Source organism: Qipengyuania thermophila, from assembly GCF_004153605.1.
In the GTDB taxonomy this organism is placed as follows: domain Bacteria; phylum Pseudomonadota; class Alphaproteobacteria; order Sphingomonadales; family Sphingomonadaceae; genus Qipengyuania_B; species Qipengyuania_B thermophila.
In genome coordinates this window covers 589,817-607,668 of sequence record NZ_SDSI01000001.1, presented here as the reverse complement: position 1 = coordinate 607,668, position 17,852 = coordinate 589,817, and the positions used below count along the sequence as shown (strand labels likewise).

16 protein-coding genes and 1 tRNA gene are annotated in these 17,852 nt (G+C 63.7%); 11 read left to right on the top strand and 6 right to left on the bottom strand.

Annotated elements, in window-relative coordinates:
* Positions 1-29 precede the first annotated feature (29 nt).
* From ETO60_RS02840 to ETO60_RS02820, 5 genes are all read left to right on the top strand, one after another.
* The gene (locus ETO60_RS02840; RefSeq protein WP_130002481.1) at positions 30-338 is read left to right on the top strand and encodes a helix-turn-helix transcriptional regulator; all 309 of its coding nucleotides are present in this window, start codon (positions 30-32) and stop codon (positions 336-338) included.
* Positions 335-2,791: a primase-helicase family protein gene (locus ETO60_RS02835; RefSeq protein ID WP_130002479.1), complete on the top strand. Its 2,457-nt coding sequence runs from the start codon at positions 335-337 to the stop codon at positions 2,789-2,791. The genes ETO60_RS02840 and ETO60_RS02835 overlap by 4 nt, the downstream gene beginning before the upstream one ends.
* Before the next feature lie 151 nt (positions 2,792-2,942).
* Complete coding sequence (locus ETO60_RS02830) at positions 2,943-3,563, top strand: hypothetical protein (RefSeq protein WP_130002477.1); 621 nt, start codon at positions 2,943-2,945, stop codon at positions 3,561-3,563.
* A gap of 18 nt (positions 3,564-3,581) precedes the next feature.
* Positions 3,582-3,821, top strand: a complete 240-nt coding sequence (locus ETO60_RS02825) for a hypothetical protein (RefSeq protein ID WP_130002476.1) — start codon at positions 3,582-3,584, stop codon at positions 3,819-3,821.
* Positions 3,822-3,968: 147 nt separating this feature from the next.
* Positions 3,969-4,232, top strand: coding sequence for a hypothetical protein (locus tag ETO60_RS02820; protein WP_130002474.1), 264 nt, complete (start codon positions 3,969-3,971; stop codon positions 4,230-4,232).
* Between the two features lie 463 nt (positions 4,233-4,695).
* Here the strand turns inward: ETO60_RS02820 and ETO60_RS02815 are convergent, their stop codons facing one another.
* From ETO60_RS02815 to ETO60_RS02790, 6 genes are all read right to left on the bottom strand, one after another.
* On the bottom strand, positions 4,696-6,309 hold the full coding sequence (locus ETO60_RS02815) for a hypothetical protein (protein WP_130002472.1): 1,614 nt from the start codon (positions 6,307-6,309) through the stop codon (positions 4,696-4,698).
* Positions 6,310-6,397: 88 nt separating this feature from the next.
* Positions 6,398-7,906 carry an ATP-binding protein gene (locus ETO60_RS02810; RefSeq protein WP_130002470.1) on the bottom strand — a complete coding sequence of 503 codons (1,509 nt, stop codon included), beginning with the start codon at positions 7,904-7,906 and terminating at the stop codon, positions 6,398-6,400.
* A complete protein-coding gene (locus ETO60_RS02805; RefSeq protein ID WP_130002468.1) occupies positions 7,903-8,640 on the bottom strand; it encodes a hypothetical protein in 738 nt (245 codons plus the stop codon). The genes ETO60_RS02810 and ETO60_RS02805 overlap by 4 nt, the downstream gene beginning before the upstream one ends.
* A gap of 55 nt (positions 8,641-8,695) precedes the next feature.
* The gene (locus tag ETO60_RS02800) at positions 8,696-9,919 is read right to left on the bottom strand and encodes a DEAD/DEAH box helicase (protein ID WP_130002467.1); all 1,224 of its coding nucleotides are present in this window, start codon (positions 9,917-9,919) and stop codon (positions 8,696-8,698) included.
* Complete coding sequence (locus ETO60_RS02795) at positions 9,916-10,989, bottom strand: DNA-methyltransferase (protein ID WP_130002465.1); 1,074 nt, start codon at positions 10,987-10,989, stop codon at positions 9,916-9,918. Before ETO60_RS02795 ends, ETO60_RS02800 begins: the two co-directional genes overlap by 4 nt.
* A gap of 295 nt (positions 10,990-11,284) precedes the next feature.
* Positions 11,285-11,361, bottom strand: a tRNA-Arg gene (locus ETO60_RS02790).
* A gap of 115 nt (positions 11,362-11,476) precedes the next feature.
* Between ETO60_RS02790 and ETO60_RS02785 the strand changes: the two genes are divergently transcribed.
* The 6 genes from ETO60_RS02785 (at position 11,477) to ETO60_RS02760 (ending at position 17,852) form a co-directional block, all read left to right on the top strand.
* Positions 11,477-12,016 (top strand): MmcB family DNA repair protein, encoded by a 540-nt coding sequence (locus ETO60_RS02785; RefSeq protein ID WP_130002464.1) that lies wholly within the window; start codon positions 11,477-11,479, stop codon positions 12,014-12,016.
* Positions 12,017-12,130: 114 nt separating this feature from the next.
* Positions 12,131-12,868: a sterol desaturase family protein gene (locus ETO60_RS02780; protein WP_130002462.1), complete on the top strand. Its 738-nt coding sequence runs from the start codon at positions 12,131-12,133 to the stop codon at positions 12,866-12,868.
* Positions 12,865-13,344, top strand: coding sequence for a DUF2141 domain-containing protein (locus ETO60_RS02775; RefSeq protein WP_234026286.1), 480 nt, complete (start codon positions 12,865-12,867; stop codon positions 13,342-13,344). Before ETO60_RS02780 ends, ETO60_RS02775 begins: the two co-directional genes overlap by 4 nt.
* A gap of 103 nt (positions 13,345-13,447) precedes the next feature.
* A complete protein-coding gene (locus ETO60_RS02770; RefSeq protein ID WP_130002460.1) occupies positions 13,448-15,265 on the top strand; it encodes a PAS domain-containing protein in 1,818 nt (605 codons plus the stop codon).
* Between the two features lie 51 nt (positions 15,266-15,316).
* Entirely contained in the window at positions 15,317-16,456 is a 1,140-nt protein-coding gene (locus ETO60_RS02765) for a phosphatase domain-containing protein (protein ID WP_130002458.1), read from the top strand.
* 13 nt (positions 16,457-16,469) lie between these two features.
* The gene (locus ETO60_RS02760) at positions 16,470-17,852 is read left to right on the top strand and encodes a M48 family metalloprotease (protein ID WP_130002457.1); all 1,383 of its coding nucleotides are present in this window, start codon (positions 16,470-16,472) and stop codon (positions 17,850-17,852) included.

The window sequence follows — 17,852 nt, the reverse complement described above, 5'->3', positions numbered from 1 at the left end:
CGCTTGGCGGTTGAGAAGGGTGGTGACCTATGCCTGCACGCAAGCACCGTGACGGTGCCGATCTAGCTGAATGGGAAGCCCGCAAGCAGCGGCGCGTTGAACAGATGGACCTCGCCCGCGAACGCGCCAAGCGCCTCAGCGGCCATACGCTCGTCCGCCTTATCGAGGCGGCGGCTATGCTCGGCATCACGCCCAAGACACTTCGGGAACTGGAAGCGGATGGCAAGCTCCCCCCGCGTGTGACTTTCAGTCCCAAGGTGTTCGGCTGGCGTCTCGCGGACATGGAGGCGGCGGTTGAAGCTCGCATGGGTGCCGTTCGTCCGGACGACGCCGCGTGACGACCGACCCGGAGCACGACGCCAGGGCAGCCGGTTTGCAGCCTCAGGGAGCACCGCCGGGACCGGACGAGGGCGAACCTACCGGCGACGCCGCCTCTGTGGCGAGCGGCGACGGGAGCGGCCCGGCGGCGGACGCCCGGCACATGATCGCAGATTGGGGGTGGCTCCCGCCCGTGCGCGCATATCTCGACCGCATCGGTGCGACAGTGACCGGCATGCGCACAGCGCGGGTGGAGCAACGTGACGGCAAATATGTGCAGTCGCGCGCCACCATTAGGCTGACCAAAGAGGGTGCAGAATGGCGGATGCCTGTCCGCGCGGCGGAAGGCGAGAATGCCGCGGATTTCGAGCCCACAGATAGCGAGCGCCTGCTCATTGTCGCAGCGGCGGCGGCGGCGCTCTGGCCAGAGCACGTCACCCCTTGGGAAGCAAGATACCTGCCCGACGCGCTGCGAGAAGCGCAAAAGGCTGGTGACTTGTTCGAGTTCCGCACAATTCCCGACGCCGCCGGGCACAGTCAGATCATCATGCTCGAACAGCGGGTCTATAGAGCCAACGGCGATAAGGCCTGTCTACCTTGGACCTATTGGGACGACAACCAGTGGCGGCGCTTGGAGCCGGAAGGGCTGTTGCCCCTATGGGGTCTCGATCAACTCAAGACGCATAGCATCGTCTTTCTGCACGAAGGGGCGAAGGCCGCGCGCGCCGTGCGGCGCATGGTGGAGGCGGCCACTCCGGAAGCCAAGGCCGCGCTCGCCGCCCATCCGTGGGGCAAGGAATTGCAGCACGCGGCGCACTTGGGTTGGATTGGCGGGGCGCTGAACCCGCACAGGACGGATTGGTCGCCGCTGGCCAATGCCGAACGCATTGTCATCGTCGCCGACAATGACGGGCCGGGGCACGACGCGGTGCCCAAGATTGCGCGGCTGCTGGCGGCATATCCGGTCACTGTCGAGGCGGTGCGGTTCACCACCGAACAATGGCCGTTGAGTTTCGACTTGGCCGACCCGTTCCCCGCGAAGCTGTTCAAGAAGGCTGGCGACGGGCCACCGCGCTATGCCGGGCCTACCATGCGCGACTGCACGCTGCCCGCAACGCAGGCCACGCGCCTCGGCAATCCGCCCCCTGCCACTGGCCGGGGCCGTCCGAGCACACCACCAATAATCTTGCGGCAGGAGTTCGCGGCGCTCTGGATTCAGATCGTGACGCCGAGCGGCACGATGTTCGCGCCGAAGCACAACCCGGCGCTGTTGTTCAATCCGCAGCAGTTCGACGCGATCAACCGGGTATTCAGTCACGTGCGCCGCCTGTCCGAAGTGTTCGAGGCACAGGCCTACAAGTCGATCGTGCATGGCATTGCCTACGAGCCGGGGCGCTTGCCGGGCATCATCAATCTGGGCGGGCAGCGGGTGCTGAATACGCACATGCCGCCGCACATTGCGCCGTGGAAAGACACCAGCGGCATCTGGGAGCAGTTCCTTGCGCACCTGTTCCCGGACAAAGAGGATCGCCACGAGTTCTGCCGGTGGCTCGCCACGCTCGTCGCCTTGCCGAGCGTGCGGATGATGTATGGCGTATTGCTGGTGTCGGTCATGCAAGGCGTCGGCAAGTCCACGCTGTTCGACATAGTGTGTGCGCTGGTCGGATTGCAGAATTGCAGCACGCCTTCGGCCTCCCTCATCGTCAACTCGGATTTCAACGGCTGGCTGGCGCGCAAGCGGCTGGTCGCCGTCCATGAAATCTACGAAGGCGGAAGCTGGAAGGCCTACAACCGGCTCAAGTCCGCCATCACAGACGAATTGCTGCTGGTGAATGAGAAGTTCACCGCGACCTACAACGTCCGCAATCAGGCGCACTTTCTGCTTGGGTCAAACTCCGAGCGCGCATTGATGATCGAGCAGAGCGACCGGCGGTGGCTGGTACCGCGCGTGACTGAGGCCAAGCATCCCGATGGCGATGCGGGCTTTTGGGCGCGCTTCCACGGCTGGCTGGCCAGCGGCGGCCATGGCGCAATCGTGCATTGGGCGCAGGAGTTCGTGAAGGGCAAGGGCCACGCTGTTCGCCCCGGCGAGACGGCACCGGGCACCAAACGGAAGAGCCATCTCATCGAGGATAGCCGTTCTGCCGAAGAACGGGCGGCGCTCGATCTGGCCGAAATGGCCAAGGCGCAAGGGCAGCCGGTCATCTTGGTGGAGCAAGACTATTTGCCATGGGTGCGCGCTGCCGGTGGCAAGCGCCGCGCGGGCAGCGACGTGCCAGCGCATGTCATCCGTGGATGGCTGGCCAGCGCCGGGCTGCACGTCTGCAAGCACGAGGAGCGCCCAAAGGTGGACGGGCGCAACCAATACATCGCTGCCACTCTGCCGCTGTCTGGCGATAGCCCGCTGGCAGGCCGGGGCTGGGCCGAATTGAGGCAATATCGGCGCACGCCGGACGATTTGGGGGGCATGTAGCCATGGCCAGACCGAAAAAGGCCCCGATGGCCCCGCAGGCCCCGCCAAATCGACCCTTAGACGAAGTTAATTCCCACCCAGGAATTATTCGTTCGCAAGACCCTAAACATCGGGGCTTTCGGGGCCATCGGGGCCTTTTCGGGGCCTGTCCATGCTGACTGAGGAGAGCGGCACCATGATTGATCTATTCGACGAACAGGCCCGGCAGCACTTCGCCGCGCGAAGGGCAGCGCTCGATGCGGCGCAGCGGAAGGCTGCCGCCTTTGCCCGCGCCGAACTGGACGCGGCATCTGCCCGCTTGTCGGCATTGGCGGACGGGCAGGTCCGGCTGGGGCCGCAACCCACGCCGGAGGCCTACGCCAGCGCAGAGGAATGGAGCACCGCCCGCGACCAGCACACTTTTGCCGCCAGCCGCTATGCCCGCGACATTGCCGAGGCCGAGCAGCGCGTGAATGCCTTGCGCGAGGAACACACCCGGCTGTTGGCCGAGGTGGAGCCGCTGCGGGAAGCGCTATGGCGGGCCGTCCTTTCGGCACTGCACGCGGCGGCGGAAGCGCAGACTCGGGAGGCCGCACGCATCGCCACCTTGCACAAGTCCCTGCTGGCGCGGCTGCCGCAAGAACATTGGCATTGGGCCCAAACCGCAGGGCAGCCCATCTTCCGCGTTGAAGGTGCTGGCTTCCACGACATCTCGAAATTTGTCGCCACGGTCGTTGGCGACGGCTTCGGGCCGGACAAGAGCGCGGCGCTTGTGGCCGAACTCGGACTTTAACCATGAAAGGAACAAATCATGAACTCTAAAACCACAAAGCCTCCGCACGAGACCGAACCGCCGGTCGTGCCGCCTGCCAACATCGCCATCCCGGACGGCAAGGGCGGCTACACCTACGAGGCGCTCGAACCCATGGACCTGCGCCAGCCGAGGACGCCGGGCATCCTGCCGGTGGAGGTGGGCACCCGGCGGCATGTCATCGACGCGCCGGACCCGGCCAATCTCCAGTCCGAGCCTACGCCCGCCAACAAGCGGTGAGGCTCTGACGCCCAAGTTCGTCTTGCCGGGCGGGGTATGGTTCCGCCCTTGCCCGGCGGCTGGGGGTGCACCCGTTCTCCGCACCCGCCCGCCCGGCCCCGGCCTCAGCGCCGGGGCCGAAGGGCCACAAGCTGAAGGAAGCTACCCATGATTATCGGCGGCATCGATCTGCCCAGCATCGGCTACATTCGGGTGAAGCCGCCCCGCAAGGAATTGGGGGAACGCCTGTTCACCCTCATCGTCTGGCCACCCGGTCCCGGCCCGCTGGCAGGTGCGGACGGCGCGACGGAACTCGAACTCTCTGTCGAGGCCGACGAGGTGAAGCGCATTTGCCAAGTTGCGCCCCACCTGATTTCCGCCGCCAAGTGGGACCGGTTCGAGTGGGAGCAAAACTTCGGCAGCGCCACATAACTGGTCAAGAACTAGGCCGTGAACTCATAAACGTCGTGCCCCGTCATGGACTGAGGCGGCCAAATGGCTAGGCGCGGGGCCGCAGGCGGGGCTTCGCCCCCCCGGCAAGGCCACGCAACGACGCCATTTGGCCGCGTTCCACCCGCAGGGCGCATTTGAGAGGCCCGGCACAGCGCTCGCGGCGCAGTGGCGGTAGCTCTGCTACCGCCACTGCGCTTGCTCACTCGTGACGGGCCTCTCAAATGCGTGCCGGGATACAACGTTTATGAGTTCACGGCCTAGGTCTAGCGGCCTGCCAACAGGGTACGATCAGGATCAACCGAGCATGGAGACCCCCGAATAGACCCTTTTCCAACTGATCGGCACGTTCGAATTGCACTGCGCTGTCCGTAAGATACTGGCGTATAGTGATTACTGGGACGCTTGTTCCTTATGAGCGCCGCCCTTCAAAGGCAGAGGGCACTCAAGACGCGGCAGTGGTCCTATGCGCAGGCATATCTGCCACGATAATCTGTTGGGTTGCGTCGTCCCATCCGTAATAAATTCTCAAACAATTCTCGGGGGCGCGAGAATTGCCGCCCGTCTTAATGTGCCAGTCGATCTTGATCTTGCCGCTCATCCAAATGCTATCAAACGCATCACTGCCGCAGGGCGCATTGCGAATACCAGATTCCAGCGCCTCATCGCGCAACGACCCGCCGCCTTCCATGAAGCGTGATCGGCATTCCGTCGCGAGCCAAAGCATACAGCGCGCAACTAGCTGAACGTTGCCAAAGATAGCCTTTTTGCATCCCCTTCGCGCTGCCCCAGTGAGCACAACCCGGCCGACCAACTGCTCATCACACCAATCGACAAAGCTGCCCCACTGCTCGGGAAGCTGCGCGCCGTCGTCTGGATCAATTCCGCGTTCCTTCAATTGTTGTAGGAGTTGCTGAACCCTCGCCGCCGCGTTGGCACTTTGCGCCTCCGCCAATCGCGCACGCTCTTCGGCCATTGCCGATTCTTCGATAGCTAGCCTTTCGATTTCCCTGGCTTCGTGCAATTCCACCTCTAGTGACGCAATTCGTTCATTAGACGCCGCCAGCTGATCTTCGTCGGCCGCCCCTTCTGCGGTCAGCACTTCTTGCTTGGCTTCCAGTGCAAGGCTGCGGAGCCGTGAAAAGGGGATCACGTGCTCGCCCAATCGCACAGCACGCAAACTGAACTGCGACACCATCTCCCGGATGCGCCGCTCGCCCAATGCTCCTTTTTCAACCGTGTTCAGGCTGGTGGCCAAAAGCAACGGATGAGCATACGCGTCTGAATCTTCATCGAAGCCCGGCATATACACGCGGGCAGCTCCGCCGAACACGGAGCGGCGCTTATCGAAACGTTGTGTTATCTCCCATGATGTGGCCGGCAAAATCGCTACTACAAACGCCAATCCAGTTAGCGCACGGGCAAGAACTGCCGGGTCAACCAGAGTGCGCGTTTCGTTCTCGTCAATGGTGGTGATGACGACGATCGGGAGCCGCCTTCTCTGGTCTGTCAATAAATCAAGAAAATCGTCCTGATCGCCCTGTGAATTGATATACCATGGTGTTGAGCGAACGGGGTGGCCAGCCGAACAAATCCCGCAATGCTCGACAAGCTGCATCGCAAATCCAGGCACAGCGGGCGCAATATCTATTTGCGCTTCGCTCGTTCCCACCAGCAATCGGCCTGCAACATGAGCAATGTCGTCCTTTGATTTCCAGACAACCGCCTCCGTGGTCCAAATCCGACCCGGAACCTGCTTATCGGGATCATCTTGGCGGATTGCCCATATATCGAGATCATTTGTTTGAAGCCTGAGGGCAGCACTGTTTCGACCAGCAGCAAGATGTTCGAAACTTTCACCGGCAAAGGCCATTGCTGGAAACGAGCCGCCACTTCGTTTCTGAGCCCATTGCAAAATCTGCTGGCGCGCGATCACCGCCGCGTTGGCACCATTACCAACGGTCGGCAAATCTGCCGCAAAGCGCAGTATCTCGTGCTCCCGCGCAATGCGGGGCAATCGTTGGGCCAAGGGCGTCAGCGCCTCACGGAATGCATTCATCTTTACTTACCCCTCAAAGCCAAATGTGATGCAGGGGGGGGCAACACGCCCAAGTTAGATGCTAAACTCGACTCCGCGTCGCAATCTATCAAGCAGCAGGGTCTGACTGCTCAATTCGAATGCCCACGCGCAGCAAACCGTCTTTGAACGATTTGATCGTGTCTGGATCTATCGAGCCCACCTTCCTAGCGGCCTGCCATTCCGCAATCGCATCATAGATGCAGTGCCGAAAATAGTTAGCTACGCCCTCAGTACCCTCAATTTGACTAAAGTGCGGATGGTTCTGATTGATGATTACGCATACCTGATCAGGTTTGGCGGATTCATAAATCACGTAAGGATCGTTCAGACTCATGCCTTCTTCAATAAATATGGCGACCTGAAGCTGTTCCCCAATCTTAGCGATAAAATCAGGCTCAGTGCCTATGATTTCAGCGGCGATAGCGTGCCGGGCATTTTTTATGTCCTCTTCAGATGGAACAACATCAACTTGGATTAAGTCAATCATTTCCTTGGAGAGGAGTTCCTGCTTCAAAGCTGCAAGGGCTGCATCGATTTCGCCTTCTGATGGTCCATCGCCGGAGCGGTTCTTTTTCACTTGGCGAGCTGCAGCGATGTAGTCCTTGATTGCTTCTTCGAGCTTCGCTTCGACCTGTTCTTCCTCATCGTTATACCAAAGAATATCATCCTTCGTGTGAGACACGTCGAAGTCGTCTAGATGAATTTCACCAATGAGGCGTTGGTTGATCAGATCATTTCTGCCTCCGCCACCGCCGTAGATTTTCTCGGGGCGCCATGAATCGGGATAGCCCTTAACTACGCGACCAGAATGAATGATCGAAAACCCGGCGTAAGCTCGGCCGCCGGTTTCAAGAACGCCTGCCCAACCGCTAGCCTTCTTCCCATTGATCTCGAAATTGAAGGGCATTTTGTAAAGCGCGCCTGATTTGTCGCGCAGGAGGCGGTTATCGATCTCATCCCAAGAAAGGATGGCACCCTGCCAGCGCAGCTCCATTATGCCGGCACGGAAATCCTCGCGATACATAGAACTAAGGAACTCCTTGATCTTGCCAAGGGTGCGGCCGTGGAAGCGGCGGTTATGCGCTGTGATGCGGATGAGTGTGTAATGAAGGTCGGCAGGCTTGGAGAAGGTCTGTATCGGCAGATCCTCCTCGCCATCGGCCACCTTCTCAACGTCAATCGTTACCCGGTAGGCAGTGTCCTCTCCGAGCTTTTTGGTTTCAACAGTCCAGACGTTACCGATCCAGCAACTCGCTGTTTTCATCCCCATACCGTAGCGCGACCGACCGTCTGCGTTCTCAGGCGGGATTCCGACGCGAAGTGCGCGAGCTAGCTCCTCAAGGTTCATGCCGATGGAGTTGTCAGCAATGCTTAAGACACCCTCATCGGCATCATAAGCAATATGAACATGCAGCTTCTCACCAGCTGCCGCATACGCCTCGTCTAGCGTAGCCTTGTTGTTAAAGTACGCTTGGCTACTGTTGTCGACAAACTCGGCCATCGCGTGCCATGGTGTGTAGGCCAGCCGTCGATAGGATCGAATCGTGTTGTTCCCGATCCCGAACTTCACGCTCATGACTCAATCCCCTCTTTGCCAACGGCTTTTAGTTCAATCTGGCCATCTTCCACAACCAGAAGGGCGTAACGAATTCCCGTCTTTAGCCTCACCGGCCCCCGTGTGCGCAAGTAACAGCTATCGCCAGAATCCATTCGGACCCACTCAATCATCTGGCCTTCCCACAATACCGACAGCCGCTCGTTGGCGGCAATGCCAAGTGACGCTGGAGACTCAACGATCAGTTGGCGCGGCAGCATGGGGTGAATGGTGCAATAGCTCACGAGATCGTGCGCTCGCTGCGGCAGACCGCCATCGACCGAGAAAATGTAGGCATTCAGTTCGGACTTATAAACTTCGAGGGTTATGAACTCGACATCGGCCCCGGCCAGCACTTTGCCCCAGTCCTGCGAGGCGCGGTCAGCGATCACGACAATACGGGGGCTCTTGCCGCGCACTAAGTCCGCGACGCGCGCCGGGTCCGCAGCGGGAAGCCGCTCCGAAAGATATTCTGCTTCCGGCTGGCCGTAGAAGCCGTCGCGAAGTGTCCTCACTTGCGGCAGCACGTGCCCGTACAGGCTGTGCCTGGTCATCTCGACCTCGACCACAAACCATTCTCTGTAGTCTCGGTCGATGATCGCAAGATCAGCCCGCGCGGAGCTTTCGGCGGCGTAAATAGCCTTTTTGAACCGCACGATCCAGCTTGATGCCCGAAAAACTTCCGAGTTCTGGATGAGCAGGTCTTCAAACTGCATCTCGCTTAATGTGGTTGGCGAGAGCGGGTAGAACCAATCATTCTTGAAACGTAGCCTAGCCACGAACAGCAGCCCTGCCTTCGTGCCAAATAGTGGCGGCAATGCCGCTCAGTTTGTCGGCCTCGGCTGCCAAGCGGTCATGCTCCTCGTTCGTTGCAAAGATCGTGTAAACAGTCGCGGCGGCCTTACCCTTTGCGGGCCTTAAGATTCGCCCCAACCGCTGTATGCGCTGCCGCTCGCTCGCGGTCGAGCTGGCGATAACGGCAACGCTGGTCTCGGGAACGTTCATGCCTTCGTCAAGCGCACGACAGCAGACGAGCACATCGAAGACGCCGCGCCGGAACAGCCTCAAATTCTCGCGGCGGAGCGCAGGCGCAAGACCTGCATGGTAGACTGTCGCCGAATGGCCGCGCTGTTGAAGCAGCTTGAGGATATGATCGGCGGCGTCAGTTCGCTCGTGGAAGATGATCGCCCGCTCGCCACGATGATCCTCAATTAGTTTCACCGCGACTGGGATGCGCATAAGAGCTGTGCCGCTGACCGCCGCGCGCTGCTGCAAAAGCCGCCGCAAACTTTCATCGTCATCGGCCGATGCGCCTCGCGCAAAAGCCGTGCGAACCCGCTTGTTGAGCCTGTCGTATTTATCTTGTTCGTCTTCGAGCATCGCCACGCGGACGTTGTGCAGTTCGAACGGCGTAATAACGCCATCAGCATAGGCCTCTACGTAAGTGTATTCGTAAATGACCGGCCCAAGCGCCGGTTCGATATATGCTGCGAAGCCATCATCGTATTCGCGGACGGGCGTTGCGGACAGCCCAAGCGTCGCCAAAAACACGCCCTCTAGCGCCTTTGCGTTTTCAGGCGATCCAGCGCGGTGGCACTCATCGACAACCAGCATCACCGGGCGGCCGTCTTGCGCCCATTTGCCCGCGACGCGTCGAGCGGAGTTAATCACCGCGATAACTATCTTGGCGTCCTCATGCGGGCGCTCGCCGCTACCAAGCACCCCGATTGCTTCTTTCTCAACGCCTAACTCGTCTTGTAACGAGAGATACCATTGATCGAGAAGTGCGCTTGTTGGCACGATGATGACAGCCAGCCCATCGGGATGCGCATCGAAAAACTCCGCGAGGCATGTTTCGGCAAAGACGGTCTTTCCACCGCCGGTCACAACCGACACGACGCCCTTTCGCTTGTCGCGCCACTTTTGGCTCGCAGTCTGCTGCCACGCGCGAAGCGAGTATTTGACCTTCCAGCCAGCACCGGGCGGCGCGCTCATGGCCGGACCTTCCTTGGTCTGCCAACTGGGCGCTTGACCGGGGAAGCTGCCACCGCTTTCGCGGATTGGCCGCCGGTTGCATCAAGTTGGTCGGTGGTCCTGTCCGTCCAGTTCGCACCGGGTCGCGCGATGCGGTAGCTCACATTTTCAGCGTTACGATTGGCCACGTTTGGCGGAAATTCGTCGGTCAAAAAGCGGCCGACTGCACCTTGAACGTAATCGCGTCGCAATTCAGCGCATATCCAGCGCCGCTTCAATCGTTCACAGATTTCGCCAGTAACACAGCTCCCTGCAAAGGGGTCGATCACAAGATCATTTTCGTCTGTGAGCATTCGAACGAAGAACTCGGGCAACTCAACGGGAAAGCGGGCCGGGTGCGGCTTGATGTCATTTGCCCGGCAGTAGCGCAAATAGCTGCTGTTGCTCTCGGTGTTGGCGACAGCGATCAAGTTTGGTGGAATAGCTGCGCCATTATCGGTTCCAAATTTTTGGCTGATGTCATGACCCGAAGGCCGCATTTTCGGCTGATATCCATTCTTCAGCAAGTCTTTCATGTGATCGCTGTACGGCTGCAGAATGCGCTTGTTGCTGGCCTTTGGCCACGGCGTTTTCGACAGCCACCAAACTTTGTTGATGGCGTCCTTCACGCGGATGCGCCGGACAGTCACCCATTCGGCCGGGGTCGGCAGCTTAGCCGGATTCCACCAATAAAAATCTTGCGCTAGGTGGAAGCCGAACTCTTCGCAGAGCATGATGAGAAGCTTGAAGTGGTAAAGGTGACGCGTTGGCAATCCCTTGTTCCAAGTGCCGCCGATGTCGATTACAAGACTGCCCGTGTTCTTTAAAGTCCGGTGTAGTTCCGTGGCGAATGGTCGAAACCAGTCGATGTAATTGTCGGCTTGGACGTTGCCGTATTCCTTTTCACGTACGAGACCAAAGGGCGGGCTTGTGACGAAAAGATCGACGGATGAGGCGCGCAGATTGGAAATCAGGTGATACGAATCGCCATGAAAAATGCGCCCGTGTGCGCCTTCGTGAAACCATTCAAAGCGATCAAACAAACCTGCCACGCGGCCCCCCCTGCGCGCCAGCGGGGCGCGCGGTTTCTAATTCGACAAAATACTCCTTACGAAAGTCGGAGCTGTAGCCAAACAGTTTGTTGCTCGCGCGCCGGACACGTTGGCGTTGGCGGATCGCAGAACGCAAACGGCTGCACGCAGGTTGGCAAGTCTCCTGCTCCTGCCTAGCCCAGTCCACCAACAGCGCGGGAGTCACACATCAGGCAGAAAGACCCCTAAGAAGACCCCTTTCGGCCATCCGGAAGTGTCTAGCTCGTGGCCGCTGTGGCGGAAGTCACTGAAATTATGGCGCACCCGACAGGATTCGAACCTGTGACCTCTGCCTTCGGAGGGCAGCGCTCTATCCAGCTGAGCTACGGGTGCCGGTGAGGGCGGTGCTCTAGCAAAGGCGGCGACGCCGCGCCAGCGGGATTTGGGCACCGGGGGGCGCGTCATTGCTGCCTTGCTTTTGTTCCCTCTGTGTTCCAGGGCGGGAGGCATGCTCGAGACGCCCCGCTCCTCCGCCACCGTTTCCTCCGATGAATCACATCGGCGCGACCTGCCCGAAGGGGGCGCGGGAGCGGTCGACGCGCTGCGCGTGGCGCGCGGCATCGCCCGGCTGTTCGCCCGCAACGGCATCTGGTGCCTGCCGGAAATGCCGCTGCGCAACGGCCGCCGCGCCGACCTGATGGGCATCGACCCGAAAGGCTGCGTCATCATCGTCGAGATCAAGGTCAGCCGCGCCGATCTTCTGGGCGATTGCAAGTGGGCCGACTACCTCGCGTACTGTGACCGCTTCTACTGGGGATTGCCGCCGACGCTGTGCCGAGGGCCGCTGGACGATGCGGCGTTCCTGCCGGAGCGGTGCGGAACCATCGTGTCCGACGGCTATGACGCGGAGATCGTCCGGCCCGCCGCATCCGTGCCGCTGGCTCCGGCGCGGCGGCGCAAGGAGGTCGAGCGCCTCGCCCGCACGGCGATGCGGCGGCTGTGCTTTGCCGCCGATCCCTCCTGCGCCGAGCATGGCGAGACGGGCTGAGCAAACTGGCGGCGGCGCGCCGGGCGACCGGGCGGCGCGGCCCGCCACCGCCCCAGCCTCCGTCTTCAGTTTAACCTCGCGTCCATCGGCCGCGGCGCATAAGGCTGAGCCGTGATGTCGACGCCGGCTGCCCTGCTCGTGGCTCTGCTTGCCACCACAGTGATTGTTGCGGTCCGCTATCTGCTGGTCAGCGGTGCGCTGCACTGGCTGACTTTGCGCCTGCGGCCGGGCCATGTGGCGGACCTCGGCGCGCAGATCCGCCGCGAGATCGGCTGGTCGATGAGCGCCGCCGCGATCTACGGGGCGCTCGGCGGGCTGATGCTGTGGGCCTGGCACCACCTTGGGGCGACGCGCATCTACACCGACTGGAGCGCCTTCCCCTGGTGGTATGCGCCGCTCTCGCTGGCCGTCTATCTTCTGGTCCACGACACGTGGTTTTACTGGACCCACCGGCTGCTGCACCGGCCGGCGCTGTTTCGCCGTTATCATGCGGTGCATCATGCGGGACGCCGGCCGACGGCCTGGACGGCGATGAGCTTCCACCCCGGCGAGTCGCTCGTCGGTGCGGCCATCCTTCCCGCGCTGGTGTTCGTGGTGCCGGTCCACGTCGCGGTGCTCGGGCTGGTGCTGACGATCATGACGGTGTTTGGGGCCACCAACCACCTGGGCTGGGAAATCTTTCCGGGGCGCCTGGTGAAAGGACCGGTCGGGCGATGGGTCATCACCGCCAGCCACCACCAGCGGCATCACGAGAACTACCGCTGCAATTACGGCCTGTATTTCAGGCACTGGGATCGATGGTGCGGAACCGACCGGGGGTTGTCGGCCGCCCTCGGGGAGGAGAAGGGATGAACTCGACGACACGCGCCTTTATCGCGCCCGCCGTTCTGGCGGCGACACTCCTTGCAGCGCCCGCCACGGGTCACGCGCCGGCACCGCCTGCCATGGCGGGCAGCGGCCGGGTGGAGGTGGCGGTCAGCGACCTGCGTTCGGCCAGGGGCAGCGTCATGGCTTGCCTCACCGGAGACCCGGTGACGTTCCCGCGCTGCAACGACGATCCCAACGCACAGCGGCTCGTCGTCCCCGCGGGCAGGGGGCACGCGCTGGTCTTCCGCAACGTGGCACCCGGACGCTACGCCGTCGCCCTGCTTCACGACGAGAACGGCAATGGCCGCGCGGACCGGTCGCTCGGCATGATCCCGCGCGAAGGATTCGGCTTTTCGCGCGATGCTCCGGTGCGCATGGGTCCGCCCCGGTTCGACGATGCCGCATTCACGACCTCCGGCGGAGAGACGCGGCTGGCGATCACGGTGCGCTACATGCTCTGAACAGCCGAGCCGCCACGGCGTCAGCGGCCACGATTTTCACGAAATGTTTACCACGCCCCTCCACACAGGCGATGGACTCGCGGATGCAGGGGCGGAAAACGGCATGGACGGCTGGCGCGGATTTTTCGGTGGGTTCGGCGCAGCGGACGCAGGCGAGTGGAGCGAAGCCTCTCCCCCGCTGTCCGCAACCGCCGACCTCATCGCCCGGAGTGACGCGGAAGAAGAGGATCACGCCGCGCCAAGCGACCCGCCGCCCTCGCCGGTCGGGCAGGACGAGCGTCGCATGCAGGTGCGCGCCTACAATCACTGGGCGAGCATGCTGGGCGACCGGAACTTCCCCTCGATCGATGATCTCGATCCGGCGAATCTGCCCGATTTCGGACCGAACAGCGTCCTGCTCGATTTCAGCCGCGGCATCGACGATCCCCTGGTCGCCTTTCTCGGCGCCCGCCTTGCCGCCGAATGCGGCGCCGAAGGAACGGTGGCGCAGCTCGGCGACGTGCCGAGCCGCTCCCTCCTCAGCCGCATCACCGACCATTACATGCAGATCCTCGCCAACCAGGCGCCGATCGGGTTCGAGGCGGAGTTCACCAACGAGCGCGGAGTCGCGGTGCTGTATCGCGGCATCCTGCTGCCCTTTTCGAGCGACGACGAGACGATCGACTTCATCTACGGGGTCATCAACTGGAAGGAGCTGGCCGACCCGCAGACGGCTGACGCGCTCCTCGATGAATTGACGACTGCGCTCGCCGTGCGCGAACCTTGTCTCGAAGCCGATCCCGAACCGGCCCGCACCGATGGCGACGCCGACGTGCTCGATCTCGCCTCGTTCGACCTGCTCGTGACCGAGCCCGACACGGCCGCTTCGGCGCCGGCGGCCAGCGGCGAGGAGAACGGCGGCGCGGCAGCAGACGAGGACGAAGAGCCCGATGCGGGGTGCGAACCGGCCGCCGTGCTGGCGCTCGCCGCGCCGACGACCGCCGCTCCGGGGAGCAGGCCCCGGCTGCGCAAGACACCGGTCATCGCGGCCGGAGGCGCGCTGGGCGCCATGCCGCGCTATGCGGTCAACGCGCCGATGCCCCTCTTCGACGACTATGCCGAAGCGGCCCTGCTTCCCGACGCCGACAGCACGGACGATGCGGCCGCCGTGTCCCACGAAGCGGCGGTCGTCCACGCGCTTCCCGTGCCCGCGGACGGCGCGTCTGAGACTGCGCTGGCACTCGCCGGGCCTGCGCAGGCGCATCCCGCCCTGTCCACACCGCCGGCGGATTCTCCCGCAGCCATGATCGAGCGGATTGCGGCGGCGCTGGCATCGCCGGATGCGCCGGACGGGCTTCACGACTGCCTCGCCTCCGCCCGCGAGCTTGCCCATGCCGCGCGCAACAGCGAGGACCGCACGAGGCAGGCGCTCTACCAGGCGATCAGCCGTGCCTACGACGTCAGCATCGCCGCCGAGGCGGCGCCGGACGAGTGGCGCGAACTGCTCGCCGACAGCGGCCTTGCCGTCTCGCCTCGCGCGCCGATGACCCCGGTGGTGAAGCTCGTGTTCGGCGCCGACTACGACAAGACACGCCTTGCGGAATACGCGGCGGTGCTGATGCACGCGCGGCGGCGGCAGGTCGGGCAGGGCGAGCTTGCCGGCCTGCTGCAGGGCGCGGCGGGCGGGCTCAAGGGCCTCGTCGCGGAGGAACGGGCGCTGCGCCGGGGGCAGGATGCCGCCCGAGGACGCACCGCGGCGCTGCCTCAGGAAACCATATGCCGGCTGCGGGCGCTCGCCGCGCTTGACCCGCTCGACGTGCTGAACGACGGCGCGGAATTCGCTGTCGCCATGCTGCGACGCAATGCGGATGGCACGGTGTCCGTTGTTGGCGGCGCCGCCGAGGACATGACGCTGCTGCGGCGGCTGGCGAACATGCTCTGACGGCCCGTCGGCGCGCTGGTTCCCCGGCATCGTTGCGGCTAGGGGAGGCTGGTGCCCGACCTGCTGCTGCGTTCCATCTGCCTGCACCCCTTCCACGGATATCGCAACGCGGAGCGGTTGCGGCTGCGCGCCCGGGCCTTGCGCGCCGCGCCGCCGGATTTCGACGCCACGCGCGCCGGGCGCTGGCGGACGCTGAGGCTGATGGCCGGCCAGTACCTGTCGCGCGAGGTCCCTCGCCTTCCGGTGCGGCTGGAACTCGGGCACGGGGTGGCCCGCACGGTGCACGAGGCGACGACCGATGACGAAGGATTCGCCGTGTGGGACATCCCCGCGCCCGTGCCACAGCCGCCGGATCTCTCTCCGCGTTGGGAAACGGTGACGCTGCGCTGGCGGGACGGGCGGCACGAGCGCCGCAGCACGGCGTTCGTTCTCGCGCCCGGCGCCGCCAGCCCCGCCATCGTCTCCGACATCGACGACACGATCATCGAAACCGGCATCACCGGGGGCTGGCGATCGCTCGCGCGCAACTGGCGGCGCGTGCTGCTGGAGCGGCCCGGCGAACGCCTGCTCGTCCCGGGTGCCGACGCGTTCTACGCCGCGCTCGGCAGCCGGAGCGCGGATCAGGGGCACGGCGGAGTTCCCGGCGGCACCCGCCTGGCCGCGCCGGCCAATCCGGTGTTCTACATCTCCTCCAGCCCCTGGAACCTGTTTCCCTATCTCGCCGCCTTCAAGGCGGGCAGGGCGCTGCCGCCCGGACCCATGCTGCTGCGCGACTGGGGGTTCAACCGCGCCACTCTCGGCCGGTCAGGTCATGGCGCGCACAAGCGGGATGCGCTGCGCCACCTGGCGGCGTTCTACCCCGATCTTGCCTTCATTCTTGTCGGCGACGACACGCAGGACGACCTGCCCGCGTTCGGCGCCTTCGTGGAGGAGCATCCCGGCCGCGTGCGCGGGATCTTCATCCGCACAACCGGACGGCCGCCGCGCGCCGCCGACGGACCGCTTGCCACCGCCATCGCCGCTGCCGGCGTGCCGCTGTGGCAGGGGCCGGACTACGCCGCCGCACACGGCTTCCTCGAGATGCTGGGGCTCGGCGCAGATGGCCCTGCCCACCGTGCCCTTGTCCCCGATCACCGCCCGGACCCGTCCTCGCCCGGCACTTCAGCGCCCATTCATGCCGGGGCATCTTAGCGTTGCACCGGCCATGAACCGCATCCCGACCGCCCTGCGCCTGCTTGCCGCGGCCTTCGCCAGCCTTGCGCTGCTGATGCTCACCGCCCGGCCGGTGCTGGCGCAGTCGATCCTGCGCGACACGGAGACCGAGGCCCTGCTGAACGACATGGCCGCACCGCTGGTCAAGGCGGCGGGGCTCGAGCCGGGCAATGTGCAGATCGTGCTGGTCGCCAACCCGTCGATCAATGCCTTCGTCGCGGGCGGACAGATCATCTACATCCACAGCGGCCTGATCGAAGCGGCCGACACGGCCAACGAGGTGCAGGGCGTGATCGCCCACGAACTCGGCCACATCACCGGCGGCCACATCAACCGCCTCCACGAAGGCATGGGCAATGCGGCGCGGGTCAGCCTGCTGTCGCTGCTTCTCGGCGTTGCTGCGGCGGCTGCGGGGGCGGGCGAAGTCGCGCCGGGGATCATGATGGCCGGACAGCGGGCCGCCATCGGGAGCTTCCTCGCCTTCAGCCGCGTCCAGGAAGCGAGCGCCGACGCCGCCGGCGCGCAATATCTGTCGGCTGCCGGCATTTCGGGCCGCGGGTCGCTGTCGTTCTTCCGCAAGCTGCAGGGCGAGCTGTCGATGCGTGGCTATCGCCGCAACGACGAGACGGAATTCCTGCAGACCCATCCGCTGTCGGTGGACCGGATCCAGCGGCTGCGCGAGACCTATGTCGCCGACCCGGCCTGGGACGCGCCGGATGATCCTCGCCTCCAGGCGCGCTTCGAAGCGGTCAAGGCCAAGCTCGCCGGCTATCTTGGCCAGCCCGAGCAGATCCTGCGCGCCTACCCCCCGAGCGACACGAGCGTGGCGGCGCACTATGCCCGGGCCTACGCCTTTCACAAGGACGCGCGGATCGAGCAGGCGCTGGCCGAAACGCGTGCCCTGCTCGCGAAGGAGCCGGACAATCCGTATTTTCTCGAGCTGAAGGGTCAGGTGCTGCTGGAATCGGGGCGCCCGCGCGAGGCGATCGCGCCGCTGCGCGAGGCGACGCGGTTGACAGGCAATGCGCCGCTGATCGGATCGATCTACGGCCATGCCCTGATCGCGGCGGAAGATCCGGCCTATCACGAGGAAGCGCTGAGGGTGCTTCGCGCGTCCGTGGCGCGCGATCGCGCCAACGCCTTTGCTTGGCATCAGCTCGGCGTCATCTACGCCCAGCAGGGGGATCAGGCACGCGCCATGCTGGCCAGCGCCGAGCAGCAGGCGCTGAGACGCGACCACGCCGCGGCCCTGCGCAACGCCCGCGGGGCGGAGGCGGGTCTGCCGGTCGGCTCGCCGGACTGGCTGCGCGCCCAGGACATCGGCATGGCGGCGCAGGCGGCGCTGGAGCGCGAGCGTTCACGGCCGCGGCGCTGA